The organism is Mesorhizobium sp. YM1C-6-2, assembly GCF_003666685.1.
Lineage (GTDB): Bacteria > Pseudomonadota > Alphaproteobacteria > Rhizobiales > Rhizobiaceae > Mesorhizobium_K.
Window position 1 is genome coordinate 532,150 of record NZ_RCIZ01000003.1, and the last position, 25,485, is coordinate 557,634.

Consider the following 25,485-nt stretch of genomic DNA (forward strand, 5'->3'; position numbering starts at 1 on the left):
GCATCATGAGTTCAGGACCAGAGAAGAAGCCGGAGATCAGCTTCGCGGATTTCGACCGAGTCGACATCCGCGCCGGCACGATCGTCGAGGCCGAGCCGTTCCCCGAGGCGCGCAAGCCGGCCTTCAAGCTGAAGATCGACTTCGGCGCGCCGATCGGCGTGAAGAAGTCCTCCGCGCAGATCACCAAATATTATTCGCCGGAGACGCTGGTCGGCCGTCAGGTCTTCGCGGTGGTCAACTTCCCGCCGCGGCAGATCGGGCCGTTCATGTCCGAGGTGCTGACGCTCGGTTTCCCCGACGAAGCGGGCGACGTCGTGCTTGGCGCGATCGAACGCAAGGTGCCCGACGGCGGCCGACTGTTCTAGGTCGCCGCAGGCACCGACGCCCGCGCGGCGCGGATATTGTCCATGTACATCTCCGCGCAGGCGGTCCAGGTGTAGCGCATCGCGCGCTCACGCGCCGTGGCGCGGTCGATATCGAGCGCGTCAAGGGCCGCCTGCCGCAAATCTTCCGAGACGGCGCCGCCGATGCCGTCGCCGACGATGTCGATCGGCCCGGTGACCGGGAAGCCGGCCACCGGCGTGCCGCTCGCCAGCGCCTCGATGATCACATTGCCGAACGTGTCGGTGCGGCTCGGGAAGACGAAGACGTCGGCCGAGGCGTAGATGCGGGCGAGCTCGTTGTTAGGCCTGTGGCCAAGGAAATGGGCGTCAGGATATCTCGCCTTCAGCCTGGCGAATTCCGGCCCCTCGCCGACGATCAGCTTGCTGCCGGGCAGGTCGAGATCGAGGAAGGCCGGGAGGTTTTTCTCCACGGCGACGCGGCCGACGCAGAGGAAGACCGGCCTGGGGAAATCGAGCTCGCCACGCTTGTCCGGATTGAAGTGCTCGACATCGACGCCGCGGGTCCAGGGCTGCAGCTTGTCGAAGCCGCGCGCCTCGAGGTCACGCGCCATCGATTGTGTCGCCACCATCGTGCCCTGGCCGGAATTGTGGAAGTTCCTCAGCCAGCCATAGGTCCAGTCTTCCGGAATCGGCAGGCGCGCCGTGACATATTCCGGAAAGCGCGTGTGATAGCTGGTGGTGAAGGGCTGCTTCTCGTTCAGGCAGAAACGCCGCGCCATCAGGCCGAGCGGCCCCTCGGTGACGATGTGGATGTGGTCTGCCTTGCTGTCCTCGATCAGCTTGCGCACGTGGCCCGGCGTGGTCAGCGCCAGCCTGATGTCGGGATAGGTCGGCATCGGCAGCGTCCGGAAGAGGTTCGGCGTCAGGAACCGCACCTCGACGCCAAACGCCTTCAGCGTCTCGGTCAGCCGCTCCAGCGTGTGGACGACGCCGTTGACCTGCGGCCGCCAGGCGTCGGTGACCATGAGGATGCGCTTCGGGCCGTCGCGGCGCGCTGCCGCGAGGCCGTCGGGGGCCTCGTAAAACGAGCCTGCATCGGCGCTGATTCGGGCATGACGCATGCCGCGCCTTTGACCATCGTTTCATGACAGCCGCATGAATCGATGTCGTCGCCAAACGCCAAGGTCGATGACCTGCCGGATCAGTTCAGGTGATGGACCTCCTGAAGCCCGTAGACCGGTGTCGGGATGCCCTCCATGCGCGCCTTCAGCTGCAGGGCCAGAAACAGCGAATTGTGGCGCGACTGGTGCAGGTTGCCGCCGTGGAACCACAAGCTTTCCTGCTGGGTCGGCTTCCACATGTTGCGCGGTTCGCCCTCCCACGGCCCGGGGTCCTTGGTGGTGCCCGAGCCCAGTCCCCAGACCCTGCCGACGCGGTCGGCGACTTCCTGGCTGACCAGTTCTGCGACCCAGCCGTTCATCGAGCCGAAGCCGGTGGCATAGACGACCAGGTCGGCGGGCAGGGCGGTGCCATCGGCCAGGACAACCGATGTCTCGGTCAAATGGTCGACCTGGCCGACCTTCAGCTTGATCTTGCCGTCGATGATCATCTGGCTGGCGCCGACGTCGATGTAATAGCCCGAGCCGCGGCGCATGTATTTCATGAACAGGCCGGATTCGTCGTCGCCCCAATCGAGCAGGAAGCCGCTTCCCTCGAGCGCGGTATAGAAGTCGGCGTCCAGCGCGCGGATATTGTCGTAGATCGGCTTCTGGAACTCAGCCATCAGCCTGTAGGGGACCGACGCCGAGATGAGATCGGCCCTTTCGGTGGTGATCCCGGCGGCCAGCGCCTTTTCCGAGTAGAGAATGCCGGTGGCAAGCTCGGTCAGCGGCTCGGACCGGATGACATGGGTGGCCGAGCGCTGGACCATCGTCACATCGGCGCCGGCCGACCAAAGTGCCGCGCAGATGTCGTGGGCCGACGTGTTCGAGCCGATCACTACGGCGCGCTTCCCCGCATAGCCGTCCGGCCCCGGATGCCGCGAGGAATGGTGCAGGTCGCCCTTGAAGATATCCTGACCCGGGAATTCAGGGACGACAGGCTTGCTGGCCATGCCGGTAGCAAAGACCAGTTGTTTCGGCCACAGCGTGACCGTCTCGCCGGCCCTGTCGACGACGACAGTCCATTCGCCTTTCTTTTCGTCGTAGGTGGCGCTCTTCGCTTCGGTCGAACCCCAGTAGTTGAGTTCCATGACCTTGGCGTACATTTCGAGCCAGTCGCCGATCTTGTCCTTGGGTGAAAACACCGGCCAATTCGGCGGAAACGGCAGATAGGGCATATGGTCGTACCAGACCGGATCATGCAGGCAGAGCGACTTGTAGCGCTTGCGCCAGCTGTCTCCGGGACGCTCGTTCTTTTCGACGATGATCGTCGGCACGCCGAGCTGCCTGAGACGCGCGCCGAGCCCGATGGCGCCCTGGCCGCCGCCGATGATGAGGCAATAGGGCTGCCGCGAACGGCCGAGTTCGGCGGCCTCCGCCTCGCGCTCCTCCCTCCAGCTCACGGCATCCATCGCGGAACGATGCGGGACGCCAAGAGGACGTGCAGTACCGAGCGGCTCTTCATGGCCCTTGAGTTCGACCATGGTGGTGAGCAGGGTCCAGATCAGGCCGTTCTTCAGCCTTATGTGGCCGAAGCCACGCGCCACCCCGGTTTCGAAGGTGAACCAGCCCTCAAGCAAACCATTCTTTTCGGTGGCATCCTCGCCCGCCGCGACAGCCCAGCCGGAAGGTTTGGTGGCGTCGAGCTGGCTTTCCAGCATGCCCCGGATGTCGTCCTTGCCTTCGAGCGTCTTGATGTTCCAAGTGAACGTCACGAGGTCACGCCAATAACAGTCGTCCTGAAACAGGCCCAGCGCTGCATCGATGTCGCGCGCCGCAAGCGTGCCGCCGAAGCGGTCTAGGAATTCGGACAATTTCCCGTTCGCGGTCTTTTCGAGCATGTTTCCTCCAAGGCCCTGGATATTGCCCGCTTCCCGGCTCCTCCCGGACAGCGCGCGCCTGGTCAGTATCGGCAAAGACTGTCGTCTGCGCCAGACAGATGTTGACGATGGCGCCATCACAGATGGAGGAGCGGCCGGCCCGAGTGAAAATTCCGGTCTAGGCTGGAACGCGGACGATCACCCGCAGGCCGCCCATCGGGCTGTCGTCCAGCGTGATGTCGCCGCCATGGCTGCGGGCGATGTCGCGGGCGATGGAAAGCCCGAGCCCGGTGCCGCTTGCATCGAGGTTGCGGGCTTCGTCCAGCCGCACGAAAGGCTTGAAGACTTCCTCGCGGCTCTCCGGGGGAATGCCAGGGCCGTCGTCGTCGATGAGGACGGTGAGCGAGCCCTTCGTGTGGATCGCTTCCACCTTGACGTTCCTGGCGTAGCGCAGCGCGTTGCCGACGATGTTGGAAAGCAGGCGGGTGAAAGCCTTCGGACGGACGTGGATCGTCGGGTCGCCGGTCAGCGACGTCGTCACGGCGCGCTTGCGGAGCTTGGCCTCCTCGGCAAGCGTCTCGAAATAGCCGGCGAGGTCGAAGCGGCCGGGATCTTCCGCGGCCTCGCCGCGGGCGAAGTCGAGATAGCCTTCCAGCATCGACTGCATGTCGTCGATGTCGCGGTTGAGCGACTCGCGGTCGGGCTTCGATCCGGAGAGCGCCAGCTGCAGCTTGAAACGGGTGAGGATGGTTCTGAGGTCGTGGCTGACGCCGGACAGCATCGCCGTGCGCTGCTCGATCTGCCGCTCGATGCGCTCGCGCATCTGGATGAAGGCGAGGCCGGCGCGCCGCACCTCCTCGGCGCCGCGCGGCCGGAAGTCGGGCGGCATCGGCCGGCCCTTGCCAAAACTCTCCGCCGCCTCGGCGAGCTTGAGGATCGGCTTGATCTGGTTGCGCAGGAAAGGGATGGCGATCATCAAAAGCACGAGCGACGTGCCGACCATCCAGACGATGAAGATATGCGTATTCGAAGCGTAGGCCTGGCTGCGCCGGATGAAGGCGCGCAGCACCTTGCCCTCGAGCTGGATGCGGACCTCGAGCACGTCGGAATCGCCGACCGTGTCGATCCAGAACGGCCGGTTGATCTGCTTGGTGATCTGGGCGGAGAGGATCTGGTCGAGGATGGAGAAGAACGGCTTGCGGCCCGGCGGCGGCAGCGGTTCGGGTGGCAATATGTCGATCTTCATCGACAGGCGTTCCTGCGCGATGCGGATGACGTTCGAATAGTCCGCGTCGCCGGGATAGGTTTCGATCATGTCGACGATCGCGGCAAGGTCGCGGGTCGTCGCCGTCGACAGGCGCTGCGTGACCTGCTGCCAGTGGCGTTCCATGAAGACCAGCGTCACCACCGACTGCAGCAGGATCATCGGGGTGATGACGATGAGCAGCGAGCGGGCATAGAGCCGCTTCGGCATGTAGACGCCGACCACTCGCCAGAAACGGTTCCAGCGCGACGAAACGAAGCCCGCGGCATGGCGAACCCGGGTGATGACACGGCTGCCCTGCTGCCGGCGCTCGGCCTCTGCCTCGGTGGTCGCCATCGTTCTCCCGTCTGCTGTGGGCCACTCGTCGGCCGTCGCGTCATTCTAGGGCACATGGGACGGTTCGGAAACCTTCAGCCCGGTTCCGTCCGCTATCACGAACGGATCTAGTGTCTTTCGGGCCAAACTATGCGCAAATGCCGGCCGATTCCGCTGCGATGGTTCCGGTCAAGCTTTTAAATGCTCATTCTCGATCACGATTGGCTCAGCATCTACCCCGGGCTCAGCATCGCCCTGACGCTGGCCGTGATGGCGCGGATCCTGCTCAGGCCGAACCGGGTGCCGGCCTCGCGCATCGCCTGGCTGGTGGTGGTGGGAGCCCTGCCGCTGGTCGGTATCGTCGCCTATCTCTTGCTTGGCGAGGTGAATATCGGCAGGCGCCGCGTGGCGCGCGTGCGGGCGGTGCTGGCGCAATTGCCGAAATATGTCGGCGAGGGGAGCGACGAGATCGTTCCGGAGAAGTTCCGGAACCTCTTCCGGCTCGGCCGTTCGGTGAGCGGCTTCTGGCCGGTCGGGGGAAACACCGGCCGGCTGCTGGCGGATTCCAATGCGGCGATCGACGCCATGGTCGCCGACATCGACGCCTCGAAGGATCACGTCCACCTGCTCTTCTACATCTGGCTGGCCGACAACAATGGCTGCAAGGTGATCGAGGCGCTGAAGCGGGCCGCGGCGCGCGGGGTCACGTGCCGCGCCATGGTCGATGACATCGGATCGCGGTCGCTGGTGCGCTCGCCGCACTGGCAGACAATGCGCGAGGCCGGCATCAAGGTGGCGAGCGGGCTGGCGGTCGGCAACCCGCTGCTCAGGATGCTGACCAGCCGCATCGATCTCAGGAACCATCGCAAGATCGTCGTCATCGACGGCACGATCACCTATTGCGGCAGCCAGAACTGCGCCGATCCCGAATTCCTGGTCAAGGCGCGTTATGCGCCGTGGGTGGACGCCATGGTGCGCTTCGAAGGCCCGATCGCGCATCAGAACCAGCTGCTTTTCGCCGGCGACTGGATGGCGGGGGTCAGGGAGGATCTCGGCGACCTGCTGAAGCCACCCGTGGCGCGCGGCGCAAGCGACATGCCAGCCCAAGTCATCGGCACCGGGCCGACGGTGCGCTATTCGGCCATGCAGGAGGTGTTCCAGTCGCTGCTGTTCGCCGCCCGCCGGGAGATCGTGGTCACCACGCCCTACTACGTTCCGGACGACTCGCTGCAGACCGCGCTCTGCGCCAGCGCCTATCGCGGCGTCGACACGACCATCATCTTCCCGGCGCGCAACGATTCCTGGATCGTCGGCTGGGCGAGCCGCAGCTATTACGCCGACCTGCTCGCCGCCGGCGTGAAGATCTACGAATATGAGGGCGGTCTGCTACACACCAAGTCACTGACGATCGACGGCGAGCTGCTGCTGATCGGCTCCGCCAACATGGATCGCCGCAGCCTCGAGCTGAACTACGAGAACAACATCCTCGTCCACGATCCCGACCTGACCGAAGCCATGCGCACCCGCCAGCGCGAATATATCGAACGGTCGAAGGAGATAACCGTCGGTCAGGTCGCGCGCTGGTCGATGCCGCGCCGGCTGGTGAACAACACGGCGGCCATCCTCGGCCCGCTGTTCTGACCGGGAACGGCGACTACTTAGCCGGCTATTCGATGCTCAGCCGGTAGCCGATGCCGCGCACCGTCTGCAGCCAGACCGGGTTGGACGGATCGCGTTCGATCTTGCGGCGCAGCCGGTTGATCTGGACGTCGATGGTGCGTTCGCCGACGTCGGATTCGCCGGCGACGAGCTCGTGGCGGGGGATCGTCTCGCCGGCGCGGCCGGCGAAGATCGCCAGGATTTCCTGCTCGCGGTCGGTGAGCTTCAGTGGCTCGCCGCCGCGCTTGAGCTCGCGGCGCGCGATCTGGAAGGTGTAGGGACCGAAAACCAGCTGCTCGACCTTCGGCGTGGCGGCCGGCCCGCCGCGGCGCAGTATGTTGTTGATGCGCAGGATGAGCTCGCGCGGATCGAAGGGTTTCGGCAGATAGTCGTCGGCGCCCGCCTCCAGGCCGGCGATGCGGCTGTCGGTCTCCGACAGCGCCGTCAGCATCAGGATCGGCACGTCCTTCTGCGCGCGCAGCGCCTTCGTCAGGTCGACGCCGTTCTCGCCGGGCATCATGACGTCGATGACGAGGAGATCGAAGTCGAGCCCTTCCAGCCTGCGGCGCGCCTCGGCGGCGTTGCCGGCCACCGTCACGCGAAAACCGTTCTCGGTGAGGTACTGCTTCAGAAGGTTGCGGATGCGGGTGTCGTCGTCGACGACCAGCAGATGCGGCGCGTCGTCGCCCGGTGCTGCCGGGAGGTTCGTCCTGTCACTGGTCTCCATTGCCTTTTCCTGCGATTTTTCCGGCGCCGTTCGCCGGCAGATTGTCGATCTGCGTCCTGAGTTCCGGGTTGACCATCGCCTTCAGGAACCGCTCAACCGCCGATCGGTCCCCGGCGCTCGCCCCTTCCAATGCATCATGGATGCGGCGCGACTGTGGCCTTGCGAGGGCAAGCGCCAGCGCGCGGCCCTTGGCCGTCGGGTACAGTTCGCGCTGCCTGCGGTCGCGCGGACCCTGGACCTGGACGATATGGCCGGTGTCGATCAGCTGCTTGAGCACCCGCGCGAGGCTCTGCTTGGTGATCTTCAGCACGTCGAGGAGTTCCGCCACCGTCAGGCCGGGCATGCGGTTGACGAAGTGCAGAACGCGATGGTGCGCGCGGCCGAAACCATAGTCGGCAAGGATCTGGTCCGGGTCCGAGGTGAAGTCCCGATAGGCGAAAAAGAACAGCTCGATGATCGAAAGATCGATCCCGTCATCGCTTGTGATGGCTGTCCTGATGGGTTTTTCGGCGCCGCCGTCAGCCATTCCGAATCCTGTGCTCTCCAAAAATACGTCAGCACTGTTGACATAGTTTTGGCCCAATGATAATTTTTGCCAAGCTTTTCGGCGGATTGCGAACGAAAAGGCAAGCCAGCTCCGGTTTTTCCGGAACTTCCTTCAATTTGCCTTCAAGTCCCTATGCGCCTAGGTTTGGCCTCGCATTTGAGCTATGTGCCCGGCTGGAATCGATAGATCAACGACAGAGTGGGCGCCGTCCCACGGGAGGTTTTACCCTATGGCATCCGTTTCCTTCGACAAGCTCGACGGGTTCATCTGGATGAACGGCGAATTCGTCAACTGGGCCGACGCTAAGGTTCACGTTCTGACGCACGGGCTTCACTATGCCAGCGCCGTGTTCGAAGGCGAGCGCGCCTATGGCGGCGAGATATTCAAGCTCACCGAGCACACCGAGCGACTGCACGAATCCGCCCGCATCCTCGGCTTCAAGATTCCCTACAGCGTGGCCGAGCTCGACGATGCGTGCCGCGAGCTGCTCAAGAAGCAGGGCTTCAAGGACGCCTATGTGCGCCCGATCGCCTGGCGCGGCAGCGAGCAGATGGGCGTGTCGGCGCAGAACAACCGCATCAATTGCGCGATCGCCATCTGGCAGTGGCCGAGCTACTTCGACCCGGCGCAGAAGCTGAAGGGCATCCGCCTCGACATCGCCGAGTACCGCCGGCCCGATCCGCGCACGGCGCCGTCGAAATCGAAGGCCGCCGGCCTCTACATGATCTGCACCATCTCCAAGCATGCGGCGGAAGCGAAGGGCTATGCCGACGCGCTGATGTACGACTGGCGCGGCCAGATCGCCGAGGCGACCGGCGCCAACGTGTTCTTCGTCAAGGACGGCAAGATCCACACGCCGAAGCCCGACTGCTTCCTCGACGGCATCACCCGCCGCACCGCGATCGACCTCGCCAAGCGGCGCGGCATCGAGGTCATCGAACGGGCGATCATGCCGGAGGAGATGGAAGGCTTTGAACAGTGCTTCCTGACCGGCACCGCCGCCGAGGTGACCCCGGTCTCCGAGATCGGTCCGTACAAGTTCACGGTCGGCAAGATCGCCGAGACGCTGATGAACGACTATTCGGCCGAAGTGCAGCCGAAGCACGCGATCGCAGCCGAATAGGTTTTTCCTTCGGACGCAGCGGATTGCAGGCGGCCAACGGCCGCCTGTTTCCTTTACGGCATCTCTGTTTGACTTTCGCTGGAATGGGCGTCTGATTGACGAGCCGATTCGTACGAGGTCGGCTTCCTTGGAGGGAAACACAGATGGAAACTCTTCTTCCGATCATTGTGCAGGTGATCACCGGCGTCATCGGCGGCCAGGCGGTGGGCGCGGCGCTCAAAAACGCGGCCATGGGCCAGTTGCCCAAGATCCTCAGCGGCGCGGTCGGCGGTCTGGCCGGCGGCCAGATCCTGGGAAGCCTGATGGGTGACCCCGCCACCGCCGGCGCGCTTGGCGGAATGCTCGGCGATGCGGTGGGCGGCGTCGGCGGCGGCGCCATCCTGACGGCGATCGTCGGTGCGGTCATGGGCGCGATGAAGAAGGCGTAGCCGGCGGCCACCCGGTTCCGAACGGGCGGCCTTGTGCCGCCCGTTTCGTTTTTGCAGCGACGCGGCTTCCGTGCCCGCTAGGCGACGATCTCCGGTTTGTCTCCATGCACCCGCTTTTTGGCCCGCGCTGCCGCTTCCGCCAGCAATTCGGGCCTTGTATTGCCGCCGGTGATGATCGTCGCGACCTTGAGGGTGCGAAACATCTCTCCATTGCGCAGGATAGCGGCAACACCTGCCGCGCCGGAGGGTTCGGCCACCAGACTCGCTTCCCGCAGCAGCAATGCCATCGCGTCGACCAGCGCATCCTCTTCGACCTCGATGATGTCGTCGATAACCGCCGCGACGGCGTTGATGGACGACGCGATCGGCGTGTCGATCGCCATGCCGTCAGCGATCGTCCGTGGCGTGGCGCTCACCGGTTTGCGCTGGGCGAGCGACTTACGCATCGCCGGAGCGCTTTTCGCCGTCACGCCGATCACCCGGGTACCCGGCGAGGTTGCCTTGATCCAGGACCCGATACCGGTGATCAGCGCCCCATCGCCGATCTGCACCAGCACCGCGTCGAGCACCCCGGCTTGCCTGATGATCTCCATGCCGATCGTGCCGGCCCCCGCGGCGATTTCCGGATGGTCGCCGTCCTCGATGTAGAACGCGCCCATCGCGACCGCTGCCTGCCGCGCCGCCGCCTTGAAATCCTCGCCGACCGGCACCAGCCGCACCTCGGCGCCAAGCCGTTGCATCGCGGCCAGCTTGCCTGGGTTGATGTCGTCCGCTGAAAAGATCGTCGAGCGGATGCCGCGCCTGGTCGCCGCGCGGGCAACGCCCTGGCCGAAATTGCCGCTGGACGTGGTGACCACATGCGCGGGCTTGCTGTGCAGCGAAGCCATCAGCGCTTCGGTGCCGCGTCCCTTGAACGAGCGTATCGGGTTCAGCGTCTCGACCTTCAGCGCGACCTTGCAGCCGAGCTGTTCGTCGATGGTCTCCTGTTGCACCAGCGGCGAGTCGAGGAAGACGGGGTCGATGAGGGCGCGGGCTCCGGCGATGTCGGCTTCTATTATTGGCGTGGTCACGGCGTTGCTCCGCGGTGGTGTCTGGGATGACGCTGTTGTAGCCTCCTTGATGCGCGGCCGGGCGGCGTCTTTCGATCGTTTGCCGCCTTTTTGTTGCGCAATCGCGCCCTCTCACGCGAGTTCTTATGATTATTAAGGCCACCCTCGATTCCACCGATCGCATCCTGCTTGACGCGCTGCAGCGCGATGCAAGGGTCAAGATGGAGGCGCTTGCGGAACAGGTCGGATTGTCCGCCTCGGCGGTCCAGCGCCGCATTGTGCGCCTGCGCGAAACTGGCGTGATCGCCGGGGAATCCGTCGTTCTCGATCCGAAAGCGGCCGGCAACCGGGTCACCGTCATCGTCGAGCTGATGCTGGAACGCGAGCGGTCGGCATTGACGGAAGGGCTGATGCGCTGGCTCGTGGCTGCGCAGGAGGTGCAATCGGCCTGGGGCGTCACCGGCGATACCGATTTCGTCCTGGTGGTCACCGCGCCGGACCTCGAAAGCTACGAGCGATTCACCCGGCGGATGATGGACGAGAACGAAGTCATCCGCGAATTCCGCAGCAGCGTCGCGCTCAACAGGCTGAAGCATTCGCTGTTCGTGCCGATGCTGGCTGGGGACGCTGACTGAGTGGTCGCAGCCCACGCGCATCGCGTGGGTGGACGCGGCAGTTGACCGCCTCTATGTGACAGCCGACACGACAGACGAGGCAAGGTGGTCATGGGCGAACTCAATGCCGGCATAGTTCCGGTCACCCCGTTCCAGCAGAACTGCACGATCCTGTTCGACACGGACGACAGGACCGGCGTGGTGGTCGATCCCGGCGGCGATGTCGACCAGATCCTCGCTGTGCTTGAGAAGAACAGCATCAAGCCGACGGCGATCTGGCTGACGCATGGCCATATCGACCACGCCGGCGGCGCCATGGAATTGAAGGAAGCGCTCGGCGTCGAGATCATCGGCCCGCACGAGGCCGACAAGCCGCTGCTCGACAACATCGAAAACCAGGCGAAGCGCTTCGGCGTGGCCGACGCGGTGCGCAACTGCGTCCCCGACCGGTTCCTCGTCGAGGGCGACACGGTGTCGTTCGGAGGGCATGTGTTCGAGGTGCTGCATTGCCCCGGCCATGCGCCGGGCCATGTCGTGTACTACAACCGCGCCGCCCAGTTCGCGCATGTCGGCGACGTGCTGTTCCACGGCTCGATCGGGCGCACCGATCTGCCGGGCGGCGACCATCAAGCGCTCATCCGCTCGATCAAGGAAAAGCTGCTGCCGCTCGGCGACGAGATCGGCTTCATCTGCGGCCACGGACCGGGCGGCCGTTTCGGCGAAGAGCGCCGCAGCAATCCCTTTCTCGTCTGACGGCCGAAAAGAGAAGCGGCGCGAGCCTTTCGGGCCCGCGCCGCGCGATATGGTGCCGGCAATCAGTTGGCGACGCAGAAGCGCTCCTGCCCGTCATAGCCGACGAAGGTGCCGGAACGCGGGTTGAAGCTGCGGTAGCGGTTGGAGCAGTAATCGTACCATTCCGCGCTCCACGGCTCGAAGCCGCCGGCGTATTCGTCATACACCCTTCTTGGATACGCGCGCACGGGCTCGCGGTAGGGCGGGTCGTAGTAGACCGGCTCGGACCGTGAGGTGAGGCCGACCGCGAGGGCGCCTGCCGCGAGGCCAAGCACGCCTGCAGCCACCAGGTCGCCGCTGTTGGAATAGTGGCGATCGTAATGCCGGTGCCGCCAGTAGCGGTCGCCGGCATTGGCGGCGGGCAGGGTTGCCAGCGTCGTGGCGGCGACAGCAGCCGACAGGACCGCCGTCTTGAGATATCGGTTCATCTTCGTCTCCTTCGCGCCGGCCCGCCTCGAAAGCAGAGCTGGTCATTGCGAAGAGAATAGGGCGGTGGCGATGAACGCTGGCTGAACGCCGGCAGGACGGCGCAGCAACGCAAGGAGCGTTGTCCTTGCGCAGTCCTTCCAAACGCCGGCCGTGAGACGGCGGGCGTCGCGGAGATCAGAGTACGGTGAGATTCACCGCTTTCGGGCCCTTGCCCCGCTTGTCCGGTTCGGTGTCGAAACTGACTTTCTGTCCGTCCTCGAGCCCGGGAAGGCCAGAAGCCTGCACCGCTGAAATATGGACGAATACGTCTTTCTCTCCGCCTTCCGGCGTGATGAAGCCGAAGCCCTTTGCGTGGTTGAAGAACTTGACTGTGCCGGTCTGCGGCATGGGAAACTCCTCTATCCCATATTCATGCTTGCCAGCCGGACCCCTCATCCAGACTGGCTCGGCGTTTGCCGCAGGAAAAAGAGGTTGTTCCGCGTGGGATATTCTATCCTCTTGCCGCGGTACGCCCGGAACCCCTATTTGCCGGGCGCAGTCCCCTACCGTCTCCGGGCCGGCAAATGCCCGAAGCCAAATTGTTCCTTTTTTTTAGGCCACGGGCAAGTGGAAACTTATTTCAGCCAAAGCTGCCGGCTCCTTGCGCAGAGCCCCCGCAGCAGCATTTGCTTGCGCGGAAACATCGGGACGACGAGGGCGGCAGCGGCATCGCCTCGCCGCCCCATCTCTTTGTCCGAACTTCGGATGCGCCCAAAAGCGCGGCGGCCTTTTCGGACGATTTTCTAGTCTTCGCAGACGGTGATCGGGCCGATCCGCATGCAGTTTCCGCCGCGGTATCCATCGTCGCGCGGATGGTAAACCCTGACCCTGCAATATTCGCCGACATGCTTGTGATAGAGGCTGCGACCATATTCGGGCAGGTAGTGACGGCGCACGTCGCGGTGGCAATCCCGCGGGCGGTCGTCGAAATCCGGGTCGGCGAGGATCACCCTGCAGTTCGACTGCCGATGCCGGTGCCAGACCCTGCGGCCGTATTCGGGTAGGTAATGACGGCGCACGTCGCGGTGGCAGTCGACCTGGACCCTGGTGACGAGGCCATCTCCCTCCGTAACCGGCGCCTGCGGCAGCGCCGCGGCGGTTCCCGTGCCGATGCCCAGTGCGAGCAGCGCCGCGCCGACATATCCGATTGATTTCATTCGCGTTCCCTCTCCAGGGTTGATTGCCCGAAAAAAGCGGGTCCCAACCCGTTGCGGCTTGGAACCCGGTGCTCGACGAAGTCGGGACTATAAGAAAAGGGCATGGCGCTCGCGCCATGCCCTCAGATATCGCTCATGCCGCCGATGGCGGCATGATGATTTCACTCGGCGCGCAGGTTGACCGCCTTCGGGCCCTTGCCCATGCGATCGGGCTCGACGTCGAAGGTGACCTTCTGGCCGTCGACGAGCGTGCGCAGGCCTGAAGCCTCGATCGCCGAGATGTGCACGAACACATCCTTCGCGCCGCCGTCAGGCGTGATGAAGCCAAAACCTTTGGTCGTGTTGAAGAACTTTACGGTACCGGTCTGGGACATGGGAGAACTCCTTCGCCCGTTGCTTGTCTGGTCCCTGATCCGCCGCTTCGCCCGGCGGGCAGGTCCGATTGTGTCTTGGCGGTCATGCATTCACGCACGAATTGCCCCCCGCCAAAGCGGGGCCGTCAGATATTCACAGCTTCGGGGAAAGGGTCGATCAAACGTTCCAGTCTCCGGGTCAGCAAACGCCCGAACGGCGGTTTTTATGGCACGGAACCGCGGTTCTGACAAGATGTCGCACCTGGAGTTGTCGTCCGAGGCAGCTTCATCGGCCCTCCGCGGGAGGGAACGATGTCATGCGGATGGGCTTGCAATCGGCAGATTTGCCGGGGAGGATCGGAGCCGGCAACTGCGCCGGGGGCGGGTGGATACGGAGGAGAATCGATGCGTTTTGCAACCTATCTGCAGGGCCTCGCGGCGATGCTTGCCGGCCTGATCGTGCTGTCGGCCTGTACGGTCGCCGTCGAGGACGGACACCGACCGGGCCCCGGGCCGTGGCCAGGCCCCGGGCAAGGGTCCGGCTTCTGCACACGCGAGTTCCAGCCGGTCTGCGCGCGCCGCCATGGCGAGGAGCGCACTTTCGCAAATCCCTGCCTTGCCGACCGCGCCGGCTTCCGCATCCTCCACCGTGGCGAGTGCAGCCGGCGTGATGACCGACCGCGTGCCTGCACCATGGAGTACCGGCCGGTTTGCGCAACGCGCCGCGGCAACTTCCGGACCTTCGGCAATGCCTGCCAGGCCGACGCGGAAGGTTGGCGCATAGTCCGCAACAGGCCGTGCTGATCTGACCACGGCATTCCGTCTCCCCCGAAACGGGGAGACGGAACCTGCATCATGCAGTGTCAGTTCACGGCGCTGATGTTGCCGAGACGAATGAACAGCGTCTCGCCGGAGGAATTGTCGACGCCGTCATTGTCGGTGACGACGTAGGCGTCGCCGTTCCCGTCGATGGCGAAACCCTCGACCTTGTCGACGACATAGCCGTTGGCGGCCGACTTGAGATCGGCCATCAGGTCGCGCGCAAGCGTCTTCTCGACAACCGGCAGCTCACCGCCCAGGGCAGCTGGCTTGAAACCATCCAGCGATACCGCATAGACGCGCTTCACCTTGGCCTCGGCGCCGATCAGATTATCGCGCTCGATGACATAGAGCTTGCCGTCATGGGCGGTGATCTCGGAGAGACCGATCCAGCCGGTTTCGGTCGCTTCGAGCGGATAACGCACCGCCGACCATTCCTCGGTCCCGGGTTTGTAGGCGAGCAGCTTGGTCTGACCCTTCGGGTCGTCGCCCCATTCGCGCTGCACGGCCATGACCAGGGTGAGGTCGTCGCCTTCGCCTGTCGTGGTGATGCCTTCCAGGCCGAAGCGGGTCTGGCCGGCGAGCAGTTCGACGGGCAGGCTGACCTCCTCCTTGATCCGTCCCTTGTCGTCGACATGGATGAGCGCATGCGGGACGAGCTTTGCCGCGTCGCCCTCGTTGGCGAGCCAGAAGCCGCCTTCGCCATCGCCGACCAGGCCTTCGATGTCTAGCTTCTGGGCGGGATCGCCGTTGCGGGTGACAACGATCTTGCCGGTGATAAGCGCAGGCGTCTGCGTGGCGTCGATCATGAAGATCGAGGGCTGGCCGGAATAGGCGGAGTCGGACGCGGCGAAGAGCTTGCCGGCCTCGTCGGCCGCAGCGAGCGCCGAGAGGGCGCCCCAGCCGAGCGGCGTGCCTTCGTCGGTCAGCCCGGCGGCAATCATCGGGTAGGCCGCCGGGCCTTCGCCGCGCTCGAAGATCATGACATGCGAGCGAGCGAGGCCATCCTCGACGAGGTCTGTCTCGTTGGCGGTTACGAAGAGGTTGCGCGAGGGGATGGCGATCAGGCCCTCCGGACCGATGCCAGAGGGCAGCGCCTGGATGAACTCAGGCTCTGCGCCGCTGTCCTTGTAGACGCCGACCAGCAAGCCGCGCTCCGAGCCGACGAAGATCAGCCTGTCGTCGCCGAAGGTTCCGGTGGCGAGGCCTTCCGGCTCGACGCCCTTCTTGTTGCGGTGCTCCGGATAGTGGCCGAGGTTCGCCACTTCGTATTCGAAGGACGGCCCGGATTCGTAGAGCACCTCGCCAGTCTTTGAGAAGATGGTGAAGCCGCGCGCGCCGCCCTTCCAGTCGCCCTCGTTGGCGACGACGAAGCGGTTGTCGTCAAGCCATTTGGCCGAGTCCGGTTCGCGCAGCACATTCTCCTGAGTACCGGTGAAGGAGAGCTTGCCGTCCTTCTTGGTGTCCACCTTGTCGAGCGTGACGGCGCCGGCGGGGAAGTGCGAGACGACATTGCCGGTCTTGCCGTCGACAATGGCGATGTGGTTGTTCTCCTGCAGCGTGACGACGATCTCGCCCTGGCCGTTGATGTCGACGAATTCCGGCTCGGCGTCTTCAGGAACGATCGCGGCGAGGCCGTTGAGCTCGACGGTCCTGATCGCGGCGCAGTCCGGCACGCCATCGGCGAGCGGGACGATCTTCAGATTGCCGGACGGCATCTGCGGGATGGCGCCGTCGTTCACGTCCTCGTCGCGCTCGTTCTCGATGGCGACGGCGAGGAAGCTCTTGTCGCTGCTGAGTGCGACCGAGTCGGGCTGGCCGCCAAGATCGCAGGAATTCTCGATCGCCTTCGATGCGAGATCGATCACCGTGAGATTGCCCGATGGACTTGTGTAGCTTTCGGAGGTGTTGACTGCTGCCAGCACCTTGCCCCCGGCGACGACAACCGAAGTCGGCTCGCCTTCGATCTTGACGATGCCGCCCGCCTTGGGGGCCTTCGGATCGGTGATGTCGATGAAGCCGACCGCACCGAGCGGGCTGTCGGAATAGACCAGCGTGTTGCCGTCCTCGCTCGCGGTGATGATCTCGGAGGAGGTGGGCGTGGCTTTCTCGATATCGGCGGGCAGATTGTCCGCCACCGCGAAGCTCGCGATGCGGTTGAACATCATCTCGGCGTGTGCGGGCAGCGAAACGGAGGCAGCCAGGGCTGCGGTCAGAGCGAATAGTGGCGATTTGCGGTGCATGGCGGCGTCTCCCTCATGAATGAAGCGGCCATGCTTTGGAACCGGTAGATTTCAGCCCGATGACGATGGAATGACAATTCCGTGACATGCGCCGGACACCGTCGATATGGCGGTGATGGCAGCACTCCAGGCAGCGGTTTCCCGCATTTTTCGATAGTCTCGCCGGCGGTCGGGCGGGTCCCACCAGGCAATGAATCCTTGCTCACAATGGCGAAGATCGCTATATACGCCGCGATTTTCCCAAAAATTCGGTGGTCTGACCACCGCCCGCGAAAGGGACGCGGGCGAACGAGAGGATTTTATCAATGGCAAATACGCTTCTGATGCCCAAGGCGACCGCGGTCTGGCTGGTCGACAACACCGCGCTCTCCTTCGACCAGATCGCCCAGTTCTGCGGCCTGCATCCGCTCGAGGTGAAGGCGATCGCCGACGGCGAATCCGCGCAGGGCATCAAGGGCATGGACCCGATCATCACCGGCCAGCTCACGCGCGACGAGATCAAGAAGGGCGAAGCCGACCAGAACTATCGCCTGCATCTTTCCGAGCCGAAGGTCCGCGTGCCGGAATCCAAGCGCAAGGCGCCGCGCTACACGCCGCTGTCGAAGCGCCAGGACCGGCCGAACGCGATCCTCTGGCTGGTGCGCAACCACCCGGAACTCAAGGACGCTCAGATCTCGCGGCTGGTCGGCACGACCAAGTCGACCATCGAGCAGATCCGTGAGCGTCGGCACTGGAACGCTTCCAACCTGGTGCCGATGGACCCGGTGACGCTTGGGCTGTGCTCGCAGATCGACCTCGACCTCGAGGTGAACCGCGCCTCCAAGGGCCGCGAGCAGGCGCCGCCTACCGGCGACACGCTGCTGCCGGCGGCGCTCACCGAGCGGCTGCAGCCGGAACAGCCGGCTCAGAAGTCGGAGGACGCCGAGCTCGACGCGGACGCGGTCTTCGCCAAGCTTTCGGCGCTGAAGGGTACGCAGACCGAAGAAGAAGACGAAAAATAGTTTTCTGTACTGAGCATTCAAAAGGCCCGCGAAAGCGGGCCTTTTTGTTGATCCGGGTTTGCGCGCCCGCTGCCGGGTCCTAGCCGGCGGCCACGAAGCTGAGTCTGCCGGCGATGCGCGGCGGCGCTCCGTCGGAAGGATGGTTGACGCCATCGGTGACGAGGATCTCGGCGAAGTCGAAGGGACTCAAGCCCTCGAGGATGGCGACGTTCACGCCGTATTCGTTCGGATTCGAGCGGCGCTGGTGATGGGTGTAGATGCCGCATTTCGAGCAGAAATAGTGCTTCGCCGTGCCGGTGTTGAACTGGTAGGTGGTGAGCGCTTCGCGACCTGAGACCACATCGACATCTCCGAGCCGGGCAGTGACGGCGACAGCGCCGCGCATTCGGCAGTAGGAGCAATTGCAGCGGCGGGCCGAGCGCAACCCGTCCGCCAGCCGCACGCGCAGGCGAACCGCGCCGCAATGGCACGCGCCGTCGATCTCCTCGATATCCATGTCCATCGGCGAGAACTCCTTCGGCTAGGAACTCAAGGCTGAGCGCCGCTCGGCAAGCAATGGGTCGCCGGTCACCGCGGGGAATAGACAGTCAGTATCCGCTGGCGCGGCCTGGAGTGTCGCCGGCCCGTTCGCCGCGTTCCATGGAGCGGTAGAAGTCAGCGAGCTGCTTGCCGCGCTCTGGCTTGTAGTTGCGTCCCGTCGGCATGATGGTCGCGATGCGGTCGATGCGGAAGGCGCGGAAATCCGAGCGCATCTCGCACCAGGCGACCAGCGTCCAGACCTTGCCCCAGAACCACAGGCCGAGCGGGCGCACGTCGCGGGCGGAGGGCCGGCCTGCCTCGTCGCGATAGTCGAGCGTCAGCACCTCGCGCTTCTCGACCGCACGCTCGATACGGTCGATATGGGCGCGGTCGGCGTCGCTCACCACCCACATCGGCGCGTGGATCTCGGTGCGGGCGATGCGGTCCTTCTCGGCGTCGGGCAGAACCGCGCCGATCTTGACCAGCGCTTCTTCCGCCGCGCGCGCCATGGTGGCGCCGCCGAAGGCCCTGACCATGCGGGCGCCGGCGACCAGCGCGACGATCTCGTCACGCGTGAACATCAGCGGCGGAAGGTCGAAACCCTCCCTCATCATGTAGCCGACGCCGGCTTCCCCATCGATCGGCACGCCGGTCGACTGCAAATCCGCGATGTCGCGGTAGATGGTCCGCTCGGAAACCTCGAGCCATTCGCCCAGTTTCTGCGCGGTGACCAGCCGGCCACCCCGGAAATGCTGGACGATCTGGAATAGCCGATCCGCTCGCCGCATGGTTCGCTCCTGCTGTCGTATGCTGTGCCTGCGACACCGTCCTGACGGTGCGCTCGGCCGTTCCGGGGCGCGCAAACTGCCACAAGGCTCCTGACAGCATATTGTCAGGAGCCTTCAGCATAGACGTGTCCGCGGGCGCGCGAAACCGGAACATTGACGGCTTCATCCGGGCGGCCGGATCAGCGTCCGCGCGTGCAGCGGCCGCCGTTGAAGTCGGGCCAGCCGATGTCCTTGCGCAGGTCTTCCGGCAGCGAATACATGAAGTGCGCCATGCGGAACTCTTCATGCGCAGCCTTCAACCTGCCGGCATAGCGGCGGACGGTATGATAGAGCTTCGGTGCGATCGGGGTCATGACGAATCCTCCTTGCTTGATGGAGGCACTATCGCACACCCCTCCTGACAGCGGTCCGTCAGGAGTCGGACGGCCGGTTTCGGGTGGTTTTCGGGAACCGCGGAAAACTCAGCTTTTCACCGGCACGACATAGTTCAGGGGCAGGCGCCCGCCGTCGGCATATATGGTCTGGCCGGTGACGTAGCTCGCCTCGTCCGAGGCCAGAAAGGCCGCAATTGCGGCGATTTCGGCGGGTTCTCCGATGCGGCCGAGCGGAGTGCGCGAAAGCAGGCGGTTCTTTGCCGCCGGATCGTCGTTCACGCTGGCCAGCATATCGGTCCTGATCGAGCCCGGGCCGATTGCATTGACGCGGATGCCATAGGGCGCGAGGCCCAGCGACATCACCTTTGTCAGTTGGCTGATGCCGCCCTTGGAGATCGAATAGGGCACCTGGTTGGCGATTGCGAAGACGGCGTTGACCGACGACATGTTGACGATCGCGCCGGGCTTTTCGCCTGCCTTGACGCGCTCGACCATGTGGCGCGCCACTGCCTGGCCGGCTAGGAAGGAGCCCTTCAGGTTGACGCCGAGCACGCGGTCGAAATCCTCCTCCGTGAGGTCGAGGAAATCGGCGGCGTGAACGATGCCGGCATTGTTGACCAGCACGTCGATCCTGCCAAATGCCTCGATCGCGGCCGCGACCATGCCTTCGACATCTGCCCGACTGGCGACATTGGTCCTGTGGAATTTCACCTCGCCACGCTCCGAAAGGGTCGCGGCGGCTTTTGCGCCGCGGGCTTCATCGACGTCGGCAATCATGACTTTTGCGCCTTCGGTCGTGAAACGTTCAGCGATCGCATAGCCGATGCCGCCCGCGCCGCCGGTCACGATGGTCGCCTTGCCGCTGAGATTCATGGGAGTTTTCCTGTCGTTCTGCCTGTTTCCCGGCATTCCAGCCACGGATGCTGGCGGCAAGGGACAGGAAGGTCAACCGGAAGGGCCAGCGGCGGCGAGCCGAAAAACCGCCAAGCGCCTGTCGGTACCGACGCAGGCCGCACGTCCTCTGGAGGCAAGAGAGGAGAAACCAGCATGAGCAAGCCCGCCGCAAAGATCAGGATCGAGAATGTCCTGCAGCCCGGGAAGACCTATTCCGCTGATCCCGCCAAATACGAGGCGATGAAGAAGGCGGTACTCGCCGTATTGCCCAAGGCATCGCCCGGCCTGACGGTCGCCGAGGTGCAGGACAGGGTTGTGGCGCATCTGCCGGAGGATCTGTTTCCGGGCGGGGCGAAGTCAGGCTGGTGGATGAAGGCGGTCCAGCTCGACCTCGAGGCAAAGGGCGTGATCGCGCGGACGAAGAGCTCGCCGCTTCGGCTCCACCGGAGTTGATGCACCTTCGGCGGAGCGGGCTGCGCGCCCTGCCGCGGAGCAAAAAATCCTACCGAAGGCGGCGGGTCGAGGGCGCTATGCTCCCTGCGGTGCCGCCGCGGCAACGGCGGCGCTTGCCGATGGTGCAATCACTGTCCTAAACTGGGTTTGGTGGCTGCGCCATTTCCGCGGTCGGTTTCCTATTGGCCCGCAAAGGCGAGCACAAACGACATCACAGCGCCACGTCGGATCGCCTGTCTGGGGGCTGGGCGCAATCGCATGCATTCAGGCGAAGGAGGCAAGGGATGGCACTGACGATCAACGATACTGCGCCGGATTTCGAGGCGAACACGACCGAGGGCCCGATCCGCTTTCATGAATGGCTTGGCGACAGCTGGGGGGTGATTTTCTCGCATCCCAAGGATTTCACACCGGTCTGCACGACCGAACTCGGCCGCATGGCGGCGCTGAAGCCCGAATTCGACAAGCGGGGCGTCAAGGTGATCGGCCTTTCGGTCGATCCCGTCGAAAACCACAAGAAGTGGTCGATCGACATCGCCGAAACGCAAGGGACCGCTCCGAACTACCCGATGATCGGCGACACAGAGCTCAAGGTGTCGAAGCTCTACGGCATGCTGCCGGCCGGGGCGGGCGAGACCTCCGAAGGACGCACGCCGGCCGACAACGCCACCGTGCGCGCTGTCTTCATCATCGGACCGGACAAGAAGATCAAGCTGGCGCTCATCTATCCGATGAGCACGGGGCGCAACTTCGACGAGATCCTGCGCACGATCGACTCGCTCCAGCTTACCGCCAAGCACAAGGTGGCGACGCCGGTCGACTGGAAGCAGGGCGACGACGTCATCATCCTGGGCTCGGTTTCCGACGAGGATGCGAAGAAGCAGTATCCCGGCGGCTGGAAGGCGCCGCGGCCCTACATGCGCATCGTGCCGCAGCCGAACTGAAATTTACGGACTGATCCGACCGGCTTGTGCTAATTTCCCATCGGCCGCCTGGCGGCGGCCGATGGGAGGCAAGCCATGATCTTTCGCCAACTCTTCGATTCGACGTCGAGCACCTACAGCTATCTGATCGCCAGCCGGAAGGGCGCCGAGGCGCTGATCATCGACCCGGTGCTGGAGAAGGTCGACCGCTACATCAAGCTGCTCAACGAACTCGATCTCAGGCTGGTCAAGGCGGTCGACACGCATCTCCATGCCGACCACATCACCGGGCTGGCCGAACTGCGCGACCGCACCCACTGCATCACCGCGATGGGCGAGCAGACCAAGGCCGACGTGGTGTCGATGCGGCTTGCCGACGGCGACAAGCTGTCAATCGAAGGCGTCAGCCTCGACGTCATCTACACGCCCGGCCACACCGACGATTCCTATTCCTTCGCCATGGAAGACAGGGTCTTCACCGGCGACACACTGCTCATCCGCGGCACCGGCCGCACCGACTTCCAGAACGGCGACCCGCGCCAGCAGTACGATTCCATCTTCAACCGGCTCCTGAAGCTGCACGACGACACCAAGGTCTATCCGGCGCACGACTACAAGGGGGACACGGTGAGCACGATCGGCGAGGAGCGGCGCAACAATCCGCGCCTGCAGGTGCCGTCCGTCGACGCCTATGTCGAGCTGATGAACAACCTCAACCTGCCCAACCCGAAGATGATGGACGTGGCGGTGCCGGCGAACATGCACATCGGCCTGCACCAGGAGGAGGTCGCCAAGAAGGGCTGGTCGGTGTCGGCGGACGCGGCGCTGAAACTTATCGGCCGGCCGGATGTGGCTCTGGTCGATCTCAGGGAGAAGAACGAGCGTGAACGGCACGGTACGATCCCCGGCGCACTGCACCTGCCCTATACGGAGATCGACGACAACGTGAAGCCGGGAGGCATACTGCATCAGCTAGGCTCGATGCAGAGGCTCGCCTTCTTCTGCGCCTTCGGCGAGCGCTCGGCGATGGCGGTGACCGCGGCGCAGGGAGCCGGCATCGGATCGGCCTGCCACATCGAGGGCGGCATAGCGGCCTGGAAGAAGGCCGGCGGTCCGGTGGAGCATTAAGCCGAGCTCGGCTGCCGCTTTGACAGCGGGAAGCCCGCCTGCTCAAAGACGGTATGTCAAAAGTCCTCGCCCTCGTGATCGTCGCCATGATGGTCATCCAGATCATCAAGCCGCTCGGCCTGCCGGGGCTGAGGCAACGGCGTGACTCCTGGAAGCTGGCAGTGGCGGCGCTCGCGGCGATCTCGCTGACCGTGCTGCTCAGTCACGGGCGGTAGCTTACAAGAAAAAGCCCCGCCGGAGCGGGGCCTTCGTTTCAGCGAAACGTCGAGATGCTACGCAGCAGCCTTGACGCTGGACGCCTGGAAGATGCTGTCGATCGCAGAAGCCAGCGCCGCGTCGAATTCCGCGTCGCTCTGGCCTGCCGACAGACCCTCGGTCAGCGCACGCGAGAAGCTGGCGATCATGCCGACATTCTGCTTCAGCTTCGCATTGGCGTCGTCGCGCGAATAACCGCCCGAGAGAGCCACCACGCGCATGACGCGCGGATCGTCGATCAGCGGCTTGTAGAGGTTAGCCTTCGTCGGCAGGGTCAGCTTCAGCATGACCTGCTTGCCTTCAGGCACGTCGTCGAGATGCTTCTTGATCTCGGCGAGGAGAATGTCCTCGGCTTGCGCCTTGTCGGCGATCGAAATGGTGACCTCCGGCTCGATGATCGGAACGAGGCCGTGCGCCAGGATCTGCTTGCCGACCTCGAACTGCTGGTCGACGACGGCAGCGATGCCCTTCGGGTTCGCCGCGTCGATCACCGAACGCATCTTGGTACCGAATATTCCCTTCGCCACGGCACGCTTCAGGAGCGCGTCGAGATCCGGCATGGGCTTCATCAGCTTGACGCCGTCGGTGGCCTCCGCCAGCCCCTTGTCGACCTTCAGGAACGGCACCACATGGCGCTTTTCCCAGAGATATTGCGCCGTCGGGATGCCGTCGATGTCGCGGTCCATGGTCTGCTCGAACAGGATGGCGCCCATCACCTTGTCGCCGGTGAAGGCGGGCGACTTGATGATCCGCGCACGCATCTGGTGAACCAGGTCGAACATCTCAGCTTCATTCGACCAGGCGCTTTCGTCGACACCGTAAAGCTTGAGCGCCTTGGGCGTCGAGCCACCCGACTGATCGAGCGCTGCAATGAAGCCGTCCTTGTTCGCGGCTTGCGCGGCCATTTTCTCGTTCATCTATTTCTCCTAAGTCGAGCGATTTCCGGAACTCAATACGTCAAGCCGCCTGGCAACGCCACCGCCGCACCGCCACGCCCGGCGATCTCAATCGATTCAATAGGCAGCCGCCACATCATGCGCAGGTCCTACTTGTGCTTAAGCACCTCGACGCCCGGCAGTTCCTTGCCTTCCATCCATTCGAGGAAGGCGCCGCCGGCGGTCGAGACATAGGTGAAGTCGTCGGCGACGCTGGCATGGTTGAGGGCCGCCACAGTGTCGCCGCCGCCGGCGACCGAAAGCAGTTCGTCGGCTTTGGTTCGCTTGGCGGCATGTTTCGCGACGGCCACCGTCGCCTTGTCGAAGGGGGCGATCTCGAAGGCGCCGAGCGGGCCGTTCCAGACCAGCGTGTTGGCGCGATCGATCCAGTCGTTGATCGTCTCGACGGTTTTCGGACCGGCGTCGAGGATCATGGCGTCGGCGGGCACGTTGCCGACGGGCACCACTTCGTTCGCCGCGCCGCTCTTGAATTCCTTCGCCACCACGGCATCCGATGGCAGGATGATGGCGCATCCGGCGGTGGCCGCCTCGATCATGATCTGCCGCGCCGTCTGGGCGAGGTCGTGCTCGCAGAGCGACTTGCCGACATCCTCGCCGCGCGCGGCAAGGAAGGTGTTGGCCATGCCGCCGCCGATGACCAGCGCGTCGACCTTCTTCACCAGGTTCATCAGGAGGTCGAGCTTGGTCGAGATCTTGGCGCCGCCGACAATCGCGACCACCGGCCGCTCCGGATCGCCGAGGCCCTTCTCCAGCGCCTCCAGTTCGGCCTCCATGGTGCGGCCGGCATAGGCGGGCAGCAGGCTGGCGAGGCCCTCGGTCGAGCAATGGGCGCGGTGGGCGGCCGAAAAGGCGTCGTTGACGAAGATGTCGCCGTTGGCCGCCAGCTTTTCGGTGAAGGCGCGGTCGTTCTTCTCCTCGCCGGCGTGAAAGCGGGTATTTTCAAGCAGCGCGATGTCGCCCGGCATCATGGCGAAGATCGCGCCTTCGACCATTTTGCCCACGCACTCGGGGATGAATGTGACCTTGCGGCCGATGACATCGGACGTGGCGCGGGCAACCGGCTCCAGGGACAGTTCGGGATCTGGACCCTTCGGGCGGCCGAAATGAGCGAGCAGCACCACCTTGGCGCCCTTGTCGGAGAGTTCGAGGATGGTCGGCGCCACGCGCTCGATGCGGGTCTTGTCGGTGACCTTGCCGTCCGACATGGGCACGTTGAGGTCGACCCTGACGAGGACGCGCTTGCCCTTGATGTCGCCGAGATCATCGAGGGTGCGGAAATGTGCCATGGTCGTGCTCCTTCGGAATTGCCTAA

General features: G+C 64.4%; 29 protein-coding genes. 12 read left to right on the forward strand and 17 right to left on the reverse strand.

Going from position 1 to position 25,485, the window contains the following annotated elements; all coding sequences use genetic code 11:
- Positions 1-5: 5 nt before the first annotated feature.
- Complete coding sequence (locus D8676_RS11360) at positions 6-365, forward strand: tRNA-binding protein (protein ID WP_121580970.1); 360 nt, start codon at positions 6-8, stop codon at positions 363-365.
- Here the strand turns inward: D8676_RS11360 and D8676_RS11365 are convergent.
- The 3 genes from D8676_RS11365 to D8676_RS11375 all read right to left on the reverse strand — a co-directional run bounded on the left by D8676_RS11365 (position 362) and on the right by D8676_RS11375 (position 4,798).
- Positions 362-1,369 (reverse strand): glycosyltransferase family 1 protein, encoded by a 1,008-nt coding sequence (locus tag D8676_RS11365; RefSeq protein ID WP_121581101.1) that lies wholly within the window; start codon positions 1,367-1,369, stop codon positions 362-364. The two genes, D8676_RS11360 and D8676_RS11365, sit on opposite strands and share 4 nt — an antisense overlap.
- Before the next feature lie 176 nt (positions 1,370-1,545).
- The gene (locus tag D8676_RS11370) at positions 1,546-3,345 is read right to left on the reverse strand and encodes an NAD(P)/FAD-dependent oxidoreductase (protein WP_121580971.1); all 1,800 of its coding nucleotides are present in this window, start codon (positions 3,343-3,345) and stop codon (positions 1,546-1,548) included.
- A gap of 157 nt (positions 3,346-3,502) precedes the next feature.
- Positions 3,503-4,798 carry an ATP-binding protein gene (locus tag D8676_RS11375; protein ID WP_245426749.1) on the reverse strand — a complete coding sequence of 432 codons (1,296 nt, stop codon included), beginning with the start codon at positions 4,796-4,798 and terminating at the stop codon, positions 3,503-3,505.
- Between the two features lie 306 nt (positions 4,799-5,104).
- On the opposite strand from D8676_RS11375, the gene cls reads away from it, so the two are divergent.
- Positions 5,105-6,544 (forward strand): cardiolipin synthase, encoded by a 1,440-nt coding sequence (cls, locus tag D8676_RS11380; protein WP_121580973.1) that lies wholly within the window; start codon positions 5,105-5,107, stop codon positions 6,542-6,544.
- Between the two features lie 25 nt (positions 6,545-6,569).
- Here cls and D8676_RS11385 read toward each other — a convergent pair whose 3' ends face one another.
- Together D8676_RS11385 and D8676_RS11390 are read right to left on the reverse strand one after the other, a co-directional pair.
- Positions 6,570-7,289: a response regulator transcription factor gene (locus D8676_RS11385; RefSeq protein WP_121580974.1), complete on the reverse strand. Its 720-nt coding sequence runs from the start codon at positions 7,287-7,289 to the stop codon at positions 6,570-6,572.
- Entirely contained in the window at positions 7,276-7,815 is a 540-nt protein-coding gene (locus tag D8676_RS11390; protein WP_121580975.1) for a MarR family transcriptional regulator, read from the reverse strand. Before D8676_RS11390 ends, D8676_RS11385 begins: the two co-directional genes overlap by 14 nt.
- 250 nt (positions 7,816-8,065) lie before the next feature.
- On the opposite strand from D8676_RS11390, the gene D8676_RS11395 reads away from it, so the two are divergent.
- On the forward strand, positions 8,066-8,959 hold the full coding sequence (locus tag D8676_RS11395; RefSeq protein WP_121580976.1) for a branched-chain amino acid aminotransferase: 894 nt from the start codon (positions 8,066-8,068) through the stop codon (positions 8,957-8,959).
- 143 nt (positions 8,960-9,102) lie between these two features.
- The gene (locus tag D8676_RS11400) at positions 9,103-9,387 is read left to right on the forward strand and encodes a hypothetical protein (RefSeq protein WP_121580977.1); all 285 of its coding nucleotides are present in this window, start codon (positions 9,103-9,105) and stop codon (positions 9,385-9,387) included.
- 77 nt (positions 9,388-9,464) lie between these two features.
- Here the strand turns inward: D8676_RS11400 and D8676_RS11405 are convergent, their stop codons facing one another.
- Positions 9,465-10,457, reverse strand: coding sequence for a pyridoxal-phosphate dependent enzyme (locus D8676_RS11405; RefSeq protein ID WP_183097059.1), 993 nt, complete (start codon positions 10,455-10,457; stop codon positions 9,465-9,467).
- A 125-nt stretch (positions 10,458-10,582) separates the two neighbouring features.
- Here D8676_RS11405 and D8676_RS11410 point away from each other — a divergent pair, with 125 nt between their 5' ends.
- Both D8676_RS11410 and D8676_RS11415 read left to right on the forward strand, forming a co-directional pair.
- Positions 10,583-11,071 carry an Lrp/AsnC family transcriptional regulator gene (locus D8676_RS11410; protein WP_121580979.1) on the forward strand — a complete coding sequence of 163 codons (489 nt, stop codon included), beginning with the start codon at positions 10,583-10,585 and terminating at the stop codon, positions 11,069-11,071.
- Between the two features lie 90 nt (positions 11,072-11,161).
- Entirely contained in the window at positions 11,162-11,803 is a 642-nt protein-coding gene (locus D8676_RS11415) for an MBL fold metallo-hydrolase (RefSeq protein ID WP_121580980.1), read from the forward strand.
- A 62-nt stretch (positions 11,804-11,865) separates the two neighbouring features.
- Here the strand turns inward: D8676_RS11415 and D8676_RS11420 are convergent, their stop codons facing one another.
- From D8676_RS11420 to D8676_RS11435, 4 genes are all read right to left on the reverse strand, one after another.
- Entirely contained in the window at positions 11,866-12,270 is a 405-nt protein-coding gene (locus D8676_RS11420; RefSeq protein WP_121580981.1) for a BA14K family protein, read from the reverse strand.
- A gap of 175 nt (positions 12,271-12,445) precedes the next feature.
- Positions 12,446-12,658, reverse strand: a complete 213-nt coding sequence (locus D8676_RS11425) for a cold-shock protein (RefSeq protein WP_121581102.1) — start codon at positions 12,656-12,658, stop codon at positions 12,446-12,448.
- A gap of 395 nt (positions 12,659-13,053) precedes the next feature.
- Positions 13,054-13,467, reverse strand: coding sequence for a hypothetical protein (locus D8676_RS11430; protein WP_121580982.1), 414 nt, complete (start codon positions 13,465-13,467; stop codon positions 13,054-13,056).
- 161 nt (positions 13,468-13,628) lie between these two features.
- Complete coding sequence (locus D8676_RS11435) at positions 13,629-13,841, reverse strand: cold-shock protein (RefSeq protein WP_121580983.1); 213 nt, start codon at positions 13,839-13,841, stop codon at positions 13,629-13,631.
- A gap of 384 nt (positions 13,842-14,225) precedes the next feature.
- On the opposite strand from D8676_RS11435, the gene D8676_RS11440 reads away from it, so the two are divergent.
- On the forward strand, positions 14,226-14,624 hold the full coding sequence (locus tag D8676_RS11440; RefSeq protein WP_121580984.1) for a Kazal-type serine protease inhibitor domain-containing protein: 399 nt from the start codon (positions 14,226-14,228) through the stop codon (positions 14,622-14,624).
- Positions 14,625-14,683: 59 nt separating this feature from the next.
- Here the strand turns inward: D8676_RS11440 and D8676_RS11445 are convergent, their stop codons facing one another.
- The gene (locus tag D8676_RS11445; RefSeq protein WP_121580985.1) at positions 14,684-16,882 is read right to left on the reverse strand and encodes an esterase-like activity of phytase family protein; all 2,199 of its coding nucleotides are present in this window, start codon (positions 16,880-16,882) and stop codon (positions 14,684-14,686) included.
- A gap of 305 nt (positions 16,883-17,187) precedes the next feature.
- Here D8676_RS11445 and D8676_RS11450 point away from each other — a divergent pair, with 305 nt between their 5' ends.
- Positions 17,188-17,883: a DUF1013 domain-containing protein gene (locus D8676_RS11450; protein WP_121580986.1), complete on the forward strand. Its 696-nt coding sequence runs from the start codon at positions 17,188-17,190 to the stop codon at positions 17,881-17,883.
- A 79-nt stretch (positions 17,884-17,962) separates the two neighbouring features.
- Here the strand turns inward: D8676_RS11450 and D8676_RS11455 are convergent, their stop codons facing one another.
- The 4 genes from D8676_RS11455 to D8676_RS11465 all read right to left on the reverse strand — a co-directional run bounded on the left by D8676_RS11455 (position 17,963) and on the right by D8676_RS11465 (position 20,437).
- Complete coding sequence (locus D8676_RS11455; RefSeq protein ID WP_121580987.1) at positions 17,963-18,385, reverse strand: GFA family protein; 423 nt, start codon at positions 18,383-18,385, stop codon at positions 17,963-17,965.
- 85 nt (positions 18,386-18,470) lie between these two features.
- On the reverse strand, positions 18,471-19,190 hold the full coding sequence (locus D8676_RS11460; protein ID WP_121580988.1) for a YafY family protein: 720 nt from the start codon (positions 19,188-19,190) through the stop codon (positions 18,471-18,473).
- A gap of 179 nt (positions 19,191-19,369) precedes the next feature.
- A complete protein-coding gene (locus tag D8676_RS27275; RefSeq protein WP_183097060.1) occupies positions 19,370-19,543 on the reverse strand; it encodes a hypothetical protein in 174 nt (57 codons plus the stop codon).
- Positions 19,544-19,651: 108 nt separating this feature from the next.
- Entirely contained in the window at positions 19,652-20,437 is a 786-nt protein-coding gene (locus D8676_RS11465) for a glucose 1-dehydrogenase (RefSeq protein WP_121580989.1), read from the reverse strand.
- Positions 20,438-20,611: 174 nt separating this feature from the next.
- On the opposite strand from D8676_RS11465, the gene D8676_RS11470 reads away from it, so the two are divergent.
- The 4 genes from D8676_RS11470 to D8676_RS27280 all read left to right on the forward strand — a co-directional run bounded on the left by D8676_RS11470 (position 20,612) and on the right by D8676_RS27280 (position 23,177).
- Positions 20,612-20,911 carry a hypothetical protein gene (locus D8676_RS11470; RefSeq protein WP_121580990.1) on the forward strand — a complete coding sequence of 100 codons (300 nt, stop codon included), beginning with the start codon at positions 20,612-20,614 and terminating at the stop codon, positions 20,909-20,911.
- Between the two features lie 284 nt (positions 20,912-21,195).
- Complete coding sequence (locus tag D8676_RS11475) at positions 21,196-21,855, forward strand: peroxiredoxin (RefSeq protein WP_121580991.1); 660 nt, start codon at positions 21,196-21,198, stop codon at positions 21,853-21,855.
- A gap of 75 nt (positions 21,856-21,930) precedes the next feature.
- On the forward strand, positions 21,931-22,962 hold the full coding sequence (locus tag D8676_RS11480) for an MBL fold metallo-hydrolase (protein WP_121580992.1): 1,032 nt from the start codon (positions 21,931-21,933) through the stop codon (positions 22,960-22,962).
- A 53-nt stretch (positions 22,963-23,015) separates the two neighbouring features.
- Entirely contained in the window at positions 23,016-23,177 is a 162-nt protein-coding gene (locus D8676_RS27280; RefSeq protein ID WP_183097061.1) for a hypothetical protein, read from the forward strand.
- Positions 23,178-23,234: 57 nt separating this feature from the next.
- Here the strand turns inward: D8676_RS27280 and D8676_RS11485 are convergent, their stop codons facing one another.
- Positions 23,235-24,134, reverse strand: a complete 900-nt coding sequence (locus tag D8676_RS11485; RefSeq protein ID WP_121580993.1) for a fructose bisphosphate aldolase — start codon at positions 24,132-24,134, stop codon at positions 23,235-23,237.
- A 128-nt stretch (positions 24,135-24,262) separates the two neighbouring features.
- Positions 24,263-25,459, reverse strand: coding sequence for a phosphoglycerate kinase (locus D8676_RS11490; RefSeq protein ID WP_121580994.1), 1,197 nt, complete (start codon positions 25,457-25,459; stop codon positions 24,263-24,265).
- Positions 25,460-25,485 lie beyond the last annotated feature (26 nt).

What these genes read in the sequence shown, in the direction of transcription:
- D8676_RS11400 (WP_121580977.1), top strand. Translation starts at nt 9,103, where the DNA reads ATGGAAACTCTTCTTCCGATCATTGTGCAGGTGATCACCGGCGTCATC.
- D8676_RS11385 (WP_121580974.1), bottom strand. Translation starts at nt 7,289, where the DNA reads ATGGAGACCAGTGACAGGACGAACCTCCCGGCAGCACCGGGCGACGAC.
- cls (WP_121580973.1), top strand. Translation starts at nt 5,105, where the DNA reads ATGCTCATTCTCGATCACGATTGGCTCAGCATCTACCCCGGGCTCAGC.
- D8676_RS11420 (WP_121580981.1), bottom strand. Translation starts at nt 12,270, where the DNA reads ATGAACCGATATCTCAAGACGGCGGTCCTGTCGGCTGCTGTCGCCGCC.
- D8676_RS11475 (WP_121580991.1), top strand. Translation starts at nt 21,196, where the DNA reads ATGGCACTGACGATCAACGATACTGCGCCGGATTTCGAGGCGAACACG.
- D8676_RS11390 (WP_121580975.1), bottom strand. Translation starts at nt 7,815, where the DNA reads ATGGCTGACGGCGGCGCCGAAAAACCCATCAGGACAGCCATCACAAGC.
- D8676_RS11415 (WP_121580980.1), top strand. Translation starts at nt 11,162, where the DNA reads ATGGGCGAACTCAATGCCGGCATAGTTCCGGTCACCCCGTTCCAGCAG.
- D8676_RS11425 (WP_121581102.1), bottom strand. Translation starts at nt 12,658, where the DNA reads ATGCCGCAGACCGGCACAGTCAAGTTCTTCAACCACGCAAAGGGCTTC.
- D8676_RS11480 (WP_121580992.1), top strand. Translation starts at nt 21,931, where the DNA reads ATGATCTTTCGCCAACTCTTCGATTCGACGTCGAGCACCTACAGCTAT.
- D8676_RS11375 (WP_245426749.1), bottom strand. Translation starts at nt 4,798, where the DNA reads ATGCCGAAGCGGCTCTATGCCCGCTCGCTGCTCATCGTCATCACCCCG.
- D8676_RS11395 (WP_121580976.1), top strand. Translation starts at nt 8,066, where the DNA reads ATGGCATCCGTTTCCTTCGACAAGCTCGACGGGTTCATCTGGATGAAC.
- D8676_RS11490 (WP_121580994.1), bottom strand. Translation starts at nt 25,459, where the DNA reads ATGGCACATTTCCGCACCCTCGATGATCTCGGCGACATCAAGGGCAAG.
- D8676_RS11465 (WP_121580989.1), bottom strand. Translation starts at nt 20,437, where the DNA reads ATGAATCTCAGCGGCAAGGCGACCATCGTGACCGGCGGCGCGGGCGGC.
- D8676_RS11470 (WP_121580990.1), top strand. Translation starts at nt 20,612, where the DNA reads ATGAGCAAGCCCGCCGCAAAGATCAGGATCGAGAATGTCCTGCAGCCC.
- D8676_RS11485 (WP_121580993.1), bottom strand. Translation starts at nt 24,134, where the DNA reads ATGAACGAGAAAATGGCCGCGCAAGCCGCGAACAAGGACGGCTTCATT.
- D8676_RS11445 (WP_121580985.1), bottom strand. Translation starts at nt 16,882, where the DNA reads ATGCACCGCAAATCGCCACTATTCGCTCTGACCGCAGCCCTGGCTGCC.
- D8676_RS27280 (WP_183097061.1), top strand. Translation starts at nt 23,016, where the DNA reads ATGTCAAAAGTCCTCGCCCTCGTGATCGTCGCCATGATGGTCATCCAG.
- D8676_RS11430 (WP_121580982.1), bottom strand. Translation starts at nt 13,467, where the DNA reads ATGAAATCAATCGGATATGTCGGCGCGGCGCTGCTCGCACTGGGCATC.
- D8676_RS11450 (WP_121580986.1), top strand. Translation starts at nt 17,188, where the DNA reads ATGGCAAATACGCTTCTGATGCCCAAGGCGACCGCGGTCTGGCTGGTC.
- D8676_RS11410 (WP_121580979.1), top strand. Translation starts at nt 10,583, where the DNA reads ATGATTATTAAGGCCACCCTCGATTCCACCGATCGCATCCTGCTTGAC.
- D8676_RS11360 (WP_121580970.1), top strand. Translation starts at nt 6, where the DNA reads ATGAGTTCAGGACCAGAGAAGAAGCCGGAGATCAGCTTCGCGGATTTC.
- D8676_RS11460 (WP_121580988.1), bottom strand. Translation starts at nt 19,190, where the DNA reads ATGCGGCGAGCGGATCGGCTATTCCAGATCGTCCAGCATTTCCGGGGT.
- D8676_RS27275 (WP_183097060.1), bottom strand. Translation starts at nt 19,543, where the DNA reads ATGACCCCGATCGCACCGAAGCTCTATCATACCGTCCGCCGCTATGCC.
- D8676_RS11435 (WP_121580983.1), bottom strand. Translation starts at nt 13,841, where the DNA reads ATGTCCCAGACCGGTACCGTAAAGTTCTTCAACACGACCAAAGGTTTT.
- D8676_RS11440 (WP_121580984.1), top strand. Translation starts at nt 14,226, where the DNA reads ATGCGTTTTGCAACCTATCTGCAGGGCCTCGCGGCGATGCTTGCCGGC.
- D8676_RS11455 (WP_121580987.1), bottom strand. Translation starts at nt 18,385, where the DNA reads ATGGACATGGATATCGAGGAGATCGACGGCGCGTGCCATTGCGGCGCG.
- D8676_RS11365 (WP_121581101.1), bottom strand. Translation starts at nt 1,369, where the DNA reads ATGGTCACCGACGCCTGGCGGCCGCAGGTCAACGGCGTCGTCCACACG.
- D8676_RS11370 (WP_121580971.1), bottom strand. Translation starts at nt 3,345, where the DNA reads ATGCTCGAAAAGACCGCGAACGGGAAATTGTCCGAATTCCTAGACCGC.